The organism is Streptomyces sp. NPDC059003, assembly GCF_042740445.1.
Lineage (GTDB): Bacteria > Actinomycetota > Actinomycetes > Streptomycetales > Streptomycetaceae > Streptomyces.
On sequence record NZ_JBHYJH010000127.1, the window covers coordinates 21,555 to 28,967 of the forward strand.

A 7,413-nucleotide genomic window follows, 5' to 3' on the forward strand; every position below is an offset into this window, starting at 1 on the left:
GCCGAGAGAGACATCATGACGGTGCAACCCGCCCGCGCACACGACGGCCTGGCTTTCCCCGATCTGGCCGACCCGCGCACGTTCATCGACACCGACCTGCCGGCGCTGTGGCGCGAGCTGCGTGCCGCATCCCCGGTCCACTGGAACCCGCCCGCGGAGGACCGGCCCGGATTCTGGGCCATCACGCGCTACGAGGACGTCCTTGCGGTCTACAAGGACAACAAGCGCTTCACCTCCGAGCAGGGCAACGTGCTGTCGACCCTGCTGCAGGGCGGCGACTCCGCGGGCGGCAAGATGCTCGCCGTCACCGACGGCGTGCGCCACCGCGAGACCCGCAAGCTGATGCAGAAGTCCTTCTCGCCGCGGGTCCTGGAGCACGTCGGCCAGCTGGTGCGCCGGCGTACCCAGCAGCTGATCGCGGAGGTGGTGGCGCGGCCGGAGGCGGACTTCGCCACCGATGTCGCCGACCACATCCCGATCAACACGATCGGCGACCTGATGGACATCCCGGTCGCCGACCGCGGGAAGCTGGTCGACTGGAACAACCGCACCCTGTCGCGTTACGACGAGGGCGACTCCCAGCTGGAGGAGTGGCTGGCGCGCAACGAAATCCTGCTCTACTTCGGCGAGCTGGCCCGCCAACGCCGCGAGTCGCCGGGGGACGACGTGGTCAGCGCGCTGGCCACCGGTCTGGTCGACGGCGAGCCGCTGTCCGAGGACGAGATCATCTTCAACTGCTACAGCCTGGTGCTCGGTGCGGACGAATCCAGCCGGATGTCCTCGATCGGCGCGCTGATCGCGTTCACCGAGCACCCCGACCAGTGGCGGGCGCTGAAGAACGGTGAGGTGAGCCTCGCCGACGCCACCGAGGAGGTGCTGCGCTGGACGACGCCCGCCATGCACTTCGGCCGCCGCGCCGTCGAGGACGTGGAGCTGCGCGGTGAGCTGATCCGCGCCGGTGACGTGGTGACGCTGTGGAACAGCGCGGCGAACTTCGACGAGGACGCCTTCCCGGACGCGCACCGCTTCGACCTCGGCCGCAAGCCCAACCGGCACGTCGCCTTCGGCCACGGCCCGCACTTCTGCATCGGCGCGTTCCTGGGCCGCGCGCATGTGTCGGCGGTGCTTGAGGCGCTGCGCGACCAGGTGGCCGGCATCGAACTCCGCGGCGAGCCGCGGCGGCTCTATTCGAACTTCGTCTACGGCTACCAGGGGCTGCCGGTCGCCCTGACCGCCGAACGGTGAAACGGCGTACAGCGCGTCCTGCGCGTACAGGAGGAGTGGGGACATGAGCGGCAATCCTTTTGATGACGACAACGGCGCTTTCCTGGTGCTGGTCAACGCGGAGGAGCAGTACTCCCTGTGGCCGGCGTTCGCGGAGGTTCCGGACGGCTGGCGGGTGGCGCTGGAGCAGGGCCCGCGGGCCGAGGCGCTGGCCTATGTGGAGCAGCACTGGAGCGACATGCGGCCCAAGTCGCTGCGGGATCGCGTGGCCCGGCCGTGAGTTGCGCCATCAGGGCCGAGGGCCTGGCCCGGAGCTACGGCGGGATGACCGCGCTCGCCGGCATCGACCTCGAGGTGGCCGCGGGCACGGTGCTGGGTCTGCTCGGTCCCAACGGGGCCGGCAAGACGACCGCCGTGCGCGTGCTGTCCACGCTCCTGAGGCCCAGTGGCGGCCGGGCCGAGGTGGCGGGGTTCGACGTGGCCCGCCAGCCCGCCCTGGTGCGCAGCCGGATCGGTCTTGCCGGGCAGTACGCGGCGGTCGACGAACTGCTCACCGGCCGGGAGAATCTGGTGATGTTCGGCCGGCTGCTGCACCTGAGCCGGCGGGGTGCGCGCGAGCGCGCGGACGAGCTGCTGCGCAGGTTCGAGCTGACCGGGGCCGCCGACCGCCCGGCGGGCACCTACTCCGGCGGCATGCGCAGGCGCCTTGACCTGGCCAGTTGCCTGATCGGCTCGCCTCAGGTGCTCTTCTTGGACGAGCCGACGGTCGGGCTCGACCCGGCCAGCCGGATCGTCCTGTGGAACACCGTGCGCGCCCTGGTGCGGGACGGCATGACCGTCCTGCTGACCACCCAGTACCTGGACGAGGCGGACTGGCTGGCCGACGACATCGTGGTGATCGAGTCGGGCCGGATCATCGCGGCCGGCACGCCGGAGGAGCTCAAGCGCAAGGTCGGCGAGGACCGTCTGGAGGTGCAGCTGGTCGCCTCGGCCAGGGCCGAGGAGGCCGCCGGTGTTGCCGACCTGGCGGTGTCCGTGCTCACCGCGGTCGCCCAGGCGCCGCCCACCGTGGACAGGGAGACCGGGCGGGTCTCGGTGCAGCTGACCGACGGCGCCCAGGGGGTCGGTGCCGCCGCGGTCGCGCTGCGTGAAGCGGGCGTGGACGTCGCGGACTTCGTCCTGCGCCGGCCGACGCTGGACGATGTGTTCCTGAACCTGGTGGGCCGCTCCGCCGACAACGGGTGAGGCCGCTGGCCCCCGTGCCGCGGCCGGGCCCGGCCCGTGCGTTGTTGGATCTTTCGTTCCTTTTCTGATGCCTCATCACATCTGATCGAGGCGAACCACAAGACACTCGGAGGATGTGCCGTGAGCGATGTGAGCAGTGTGCGGGTACGTGAGGACATGTACGCGGGGTGGCTGAGCGCCGCCGTGTACAGCGCCGCGCGGCTGCGCCTGGCCGACCATGTGGCCGACGGGGTGCGCAGCGTCGAGGAGTTGGCCGAGCTGACCGGGACGCACCCCGAGTCGCTCTACCGGCTGATGCGCGCGCTGGCCGGCGCCGGGTACTTCCGTGAGGAGGGCGAGCGGCGCTTCGGCACGACCCCGGTGGCCGAGTTCCTGCGCTCCGACACCGCGGACTCGGTCAAGGACCTGGTGCTGTTCTACGGCCGGGAGGTCTACCGCGCCTACGGGGCCCTGTCCGAGGCCGTGCGCACCGGCGAGCGTGCGTTCGACATCGAGTACGGCATGCCGCTGTGGGACTACCTGGACACGGTGGAGGACACCGGCAACGCCTTCCGCAAGGGCATGGGCGCGGTCACCTGGAGCGAGCAGCTGCCGCTGCCCCGCACGTACTCCTTCGCCGGCGTCGACACCGTGGTCGACGTCGGGGGCGGCACCGGGTCGATGCTGGCCGCGGTGCTGCACGAGCATCCCGGGATGAAGGGCGTGCTCGTGGAGATCTCCGCCGGGATCGACCACACCATGCGGCACTTCAAGGAGGCGGGCGTCGAGGACCGCGTCGAGCTGCGCGAGGGCAGCGCCTTCGACGAACTCCCCGAGGGCGACGCCTACCTGATCAGCTGTGTGCTGCACGCGATGGACGACGAGCAGAGCATCAAGGTGCTGCGGCGGATGCGGGACGCGATCAGGCCCGGCGGGCGGGTGGTCATCCTGGAGCGGATCGTGCCCGCGGGCAACGAGCCGGGCCTGGCCCGGATGCTGGACCTGACCATGATGCTGATGAACGGCGGCAAGGAGCGCACCGAGCAGGAGTGGCGGGCGCTGTTCTCCGCCAGCGGCTTCCGGTTCAGCAAGGCGGTGGCCATGCCGTACTTCAGCGGCGGCGCGGAGCTCTACGCCATCGAGGGCGTGCCCGTCGAGGAGTGAGCCGCCCGCACCGCCGGTGGCGGCGCACCCCCCGGAGCGTCCGCGTGCGGGCGCGCCGGGGGGTGCGGCGCGCAAGGGGCCGCGCCCCTGTGCGGCGGTGCCCTGCACAAGCGGCTGACACGGGGCTGACGCGCGGCTGACACGCGGGCAGGGGCGTGCCACCGGGCGGAAGGTAGGGGTAGCCCCATGTTCCGGGGTGCGAGGCGTGGTTAAAGTAGCGATCCGCATCGGGGTTCCAGGCTATGACCTGCGCATACGTGGAATTCCGGCGGATTCGCCACCGGATGTCCCGCCACCTTCGCACCGATGTCGGGAAGCGGGGCGGGGCCGTTCGCCAGCACCAGCATGTTCGAGCTCATTCGCCCTTCCACGCGTACCGCGGCCGACTCGAACCAACGGAAGACCCCGAAAAACAGGAGGCATTGATGCGTTCGAGGCGAGAGCAGCCCAGGACCGACGAGCTGCTGCGCTTACAGGACGTCCACAAGGTGTACGGGCGGTCGCGCAACAACGTGGCGGCACTGGCAGGGGTGTCGCTCGGCTTCCGGCGCCACACGTTCACCGCGGTGATGGGTCCTTCCGGCTCCGGCAAGAGCACCTTCCTGCACTGCGCCGCCCTGCTGGACCGGCCGACGTCGGGCAGCGTGCTCCTGGACGGCCAGGACCTGACGGCGATGAACGAGCGGTCGCTGACCAAACTGCGCAGGAACCGGATCGGGTTCGTCTTCCAGAGCTTCAACCTGCTGCCCGCGCTGACCGTGGTGGACAACGTGACGCTGCCGCTGCGGCTTGCGGGCAAGCGGCCCAACCGCAGGCTGGTGGCGGAGGTCATCGAGCGCACCGGCCTGACCGAGCGCCGCAAGCACCGCCCGGGCGAGCTCTCCGGTGGTCAGCAGCAGCGCGTGGCGATCGCCCGCGCCCTGGTCACCCAGCCCGACCTGCTGTTCGGGGACGAGCCGACCGGCGCCCTGGACACCGAGACCGCGCTGGAGATCCTGGGGCTGCTGCGCGAGGCGGTGGACTCCGGTGAGCAGACCGCGGTGATGGTGACGCACGACCCGGTGGCCGCCTCCCACGCGGACCGTGTGGTGTTCCTGGTGGACGGCCGCGTCAGCGCCGAACTGGAGCGGCCCACCGTCCAGCAGGTGGCGAGCCAGATGACCCAGCTCGGCGCGTGGGCGCGGGCGCAGCGGCCCGTGGGCGCGGATCGGGGGCTGTAGTGCTGCGCCTCGCCCTCAAGACCTTGCGGTTCCGCAAGGGCGGCTTCCTGGCGTCGCTGATCGCGCTGTTCGTCGGCGCCGTCGTCGTCCAGGGCTGCGGCAGCCTGCTGGAGACCGGCATCCGGGCCAACGTCAAGGCCGAGCGCCTGGCCGCGGCGCCCGTGGTGGTGACCGGCAGCCAGGACTATCCCGGCTCCCCCGTCGGCAACGACGACGATCCGCTGACCGAGCGGGTGCTGCTGGACGAGAAGCTGGTGGCCGCCGTGGCCAAGGTGCCCGGTGTGGCCAAGGCGGTGCCGGACGTGTCGGTGCCGATCACCGCGCTGGCGGGCCGGCCGGCCGAGGCGTTCGGGCACAGCTGGTCCAGCGCGGCGCTCTCGCCGTACAAGCTGGTGGCGGGTGGCGCGCCGGCCGCGGCCGATGACGTCGTGGTGGACCGGGCCACCGCCAAGAAGACCGGCGTGCGGCCGGGTGCGCGGCTGAAGGCGTCGGTGCGCGGCGTCCCGCACGTCTTCCGCGTCAGCGGGATCGCCGAGAGCCGCCACGCCACCCAGGCCGCGCTGCTGTTCACCGACGACCGGGCCATGCGCCTGTACGACCGGCCCGGGAAGATCGACGACATCGGGGTGCTCGCCACCGCGGGCACCGACCCGGCGCGGCTCGCCGACGCCGTCGGTGACGCGGTCTCGGGCCACGGCGCCCAGGCGCTGCACGGCAACGACCGCGGGGTCGCCGAGTTCCCGGCCGCGATCAGCGGCAAGCAGAACCTGATTCCGGTCGCGGGCGCCTTCGGCGGCCTGTCCACCATGGTCGCCATCTTCGTGGTGGGCAGCACCGTGGGCATGCTGGTGCAGCAGCGCCGCCGGGAGATGGCGCTGCTGCGCACGACCGGGGTCACGCCGGGGCAGTTGCGGCGCATGGTGATGGCGGAGACGGCGCTGGCGGCGGTGCTCGCGGGCGCCCTGTCCATCGTGCCGGGGCAGGCGTTCGGCCGCTTCATGTACGACGTGCTGGTCGACCAGGACCTGATCCCCGGGGAGATGATCTTCAGTCAGGGGTTCATCCCCCGGCTCGCCGGGTTCGGTGCCACGCTGTTCGCGGCGCTGGCCGCGGCGTTCATCGCCTCCCGCCGGGTCTCGAAGGTCCGGCCGACCGAGGCGATGGCGGAGGCCACGCTGCAGACCCGCTGGATCAGCCCGATCCGCATGATCCTGGCGTTCTTGTTCCTCGGCGGTGCGAGCGCGCTCGCGATCGTGACGGCGACGGTGATGAGCGGGCCGACCGCGGCGAGCACGTCCGCGCCGGCCGCGATGCTGTGGGCCGTGGGGGTCGCCCTGGTGTCCCCGGCCCTGTGCCGCTGGCTCGCGGCGCTGCTGCGGTGGCCGGTGAGCTGGCTCACGGGCCTTTCGGGCCAGCTGGCGATGCTGAACGCGTCCGTGCGCCGGGTCCGCCTTGCCGCGGCGGTCACCCCGATCATGCTGGCGACCGGCCTGGCCACGGCGCTGATCTACCTGCAGACCAGTCAGGACGACGCCAGCAACCGGGTGTTCGCCAAGAACCTGAAGGCGGACGCGATCGTCACCGTGCAGGACGGCGCGCTCCCGCCCTCGCTGGTGGACACCTTCTCCCGGCTGCCGCAGGTCGAGGGGGCATCCGCGTCGGCGGCCAGCGAGGGAAGCCTGGAGACCGTCCTGGAGCCGGGCAAGAACGACAACGGCACCAGGACGGAGCCCAAGGTCAGGCCGACCAAGATCGACCTGCAGGGAGTCACGGGGGCCGGCGCACGGCAGACCATCGCGCACCGTGCGGTGCAGGGCGACTTCGGGAAGCTGACCGGCAACAGCATCGTGCTGCCCGACCACATGCTGCGCGACCGGGACCAGAAGGTCGGCGACCGGGTGCGGCTGCGCTGGGGCAACGGCCAGGCGAGCTCGATGACGGTGGTCGGATCGTTCGACCCGCCGCGCGGGTTCGACTACGCGATGGTGCCCGCGGCGGCGCTGCTGCCCCACACCACGGACGGCAAGCTGTCCCAGATCCTGGTGAAGGCCAAGTCCGGGGTGTCGTCCCAGGAGCTCCGGGCGGCGCTGCAGAAGCAGACCGACGGTGTGCCCGGAGCCTTCGTCGCCAGCCGCTCCGAAGCGAAGGCGGCGCACGCGGAGAGCGACAAGAGCGGCCGGGTGGCGAGCTATCTGCTGGCCGCCGTGGTGGTCGGCTATGCGGTGATCGCGCTGGTCAACTCCCTGATCGTGGCGACCGCCGAGCGGCGCAGCGAGTTCGCGCTGCAGCGGCTGATCGGCTCCACCGGCCGCCAGGTGCTGTGGATGATGTCCGTCGAGGCCCTGGTGACCGCGCTGGTCGGGATCGTGCTCGGCACCGGCGTCGCCGCCGGCTCGCTGCTGCCCTTCGGATTGGCCCTGGACGGGAACGTGCTGCCCAGCGGGCCCGGATGGATCTACGTGACGATCGTCGCGTCCGCGGTGGCGCTGACGTTCGTGTCGATCCTGCTGCCCACGACGCTCGCGCTGCGATGACCGGCCCCGGCATCCTCGCGTGCCGCGTACAGGCGGTCGGCGAGATC

Annotated in this window: 6 protein-coding genes; all 6 read left to right on the forward strand. The window is 71.6% G+C overall.

Annotated features, from left to right (window positions below):
- Positions 1 to 15 precede the first annotated feature (15 nt).
- Positions 16 to 1,245: a cytochrome P450 gene (locus ACFWZ5_RS33050; protein ID WP_384790688.1), complete on the forward strand. Its 1,230-nt coding sequence runs from the start codon at positions 16 to 18 to the stop codon at positions 1,243 to 1,245.
- A gap of 43 nt (positions 1,246 to 1,288) precedes the next feature.
- A complete protein-coding gene (locus tag ACFWZ5_RS33055; protein ID WP_384790691.1) occupies positions 1,289 to 1,504 on the forward strand; it encodes an MbtH family protein in 216 nt (71 codons plus the stop codon).
- 44 nt (positions 1,505 to 1,548) lie between these two features.
- A complete protein-coding gene (locus tag ACFWZ5_RS33060; protein ID WP_384790694.1) occupies positions 1,549 to 2,469 on the forward strand; it encodes an ATP-binding cassette domain-containing protein in 921 nt (306 codons plus the stop codon).
- 120 nt (positions 2,470 to 2,589) lie between these two features.
- A complete protein-coding gene (locus ACFWZ5_RS33065; RefSeq protein WP_384790697.1) occupies positions 2,590 to 3,612 on the forward strand; it encodes a methyltransferase in 1,023 nt (340 codons plus the stop codon).
- Positions 3,613 to 4,037: 425 nt separating this feature from the next.
- Positions 4,038 to 4,832, forward strand: coding sequence for an ABC transporter ATP-binding protein (locus tag ACFWZ5_RS33070; RefSeq protein ID WP_384790700.1), 795 nt, complete (start codon positions 4,038 to 4,040; stop codon positions 4,830 to 4,832).
- Complete coding sequence (locus ACFWZ5_RS33075; protein ID WP_384891655.1) at positions 4,832 to 7,366, forward strand: ABC transporter permease; 2,535 nt, start codon at positions 4,832 to 4,834, stop codon at positions 7,364 to 7,366. The genes ACFWZ5_RS33070 and ACFWZ5_RS33075 overlap by 1 nt, the downstream gene beginning before the upstream one ends.
- Positions 7,367 to 7,413: the final 47 nt, after the last annotated feature.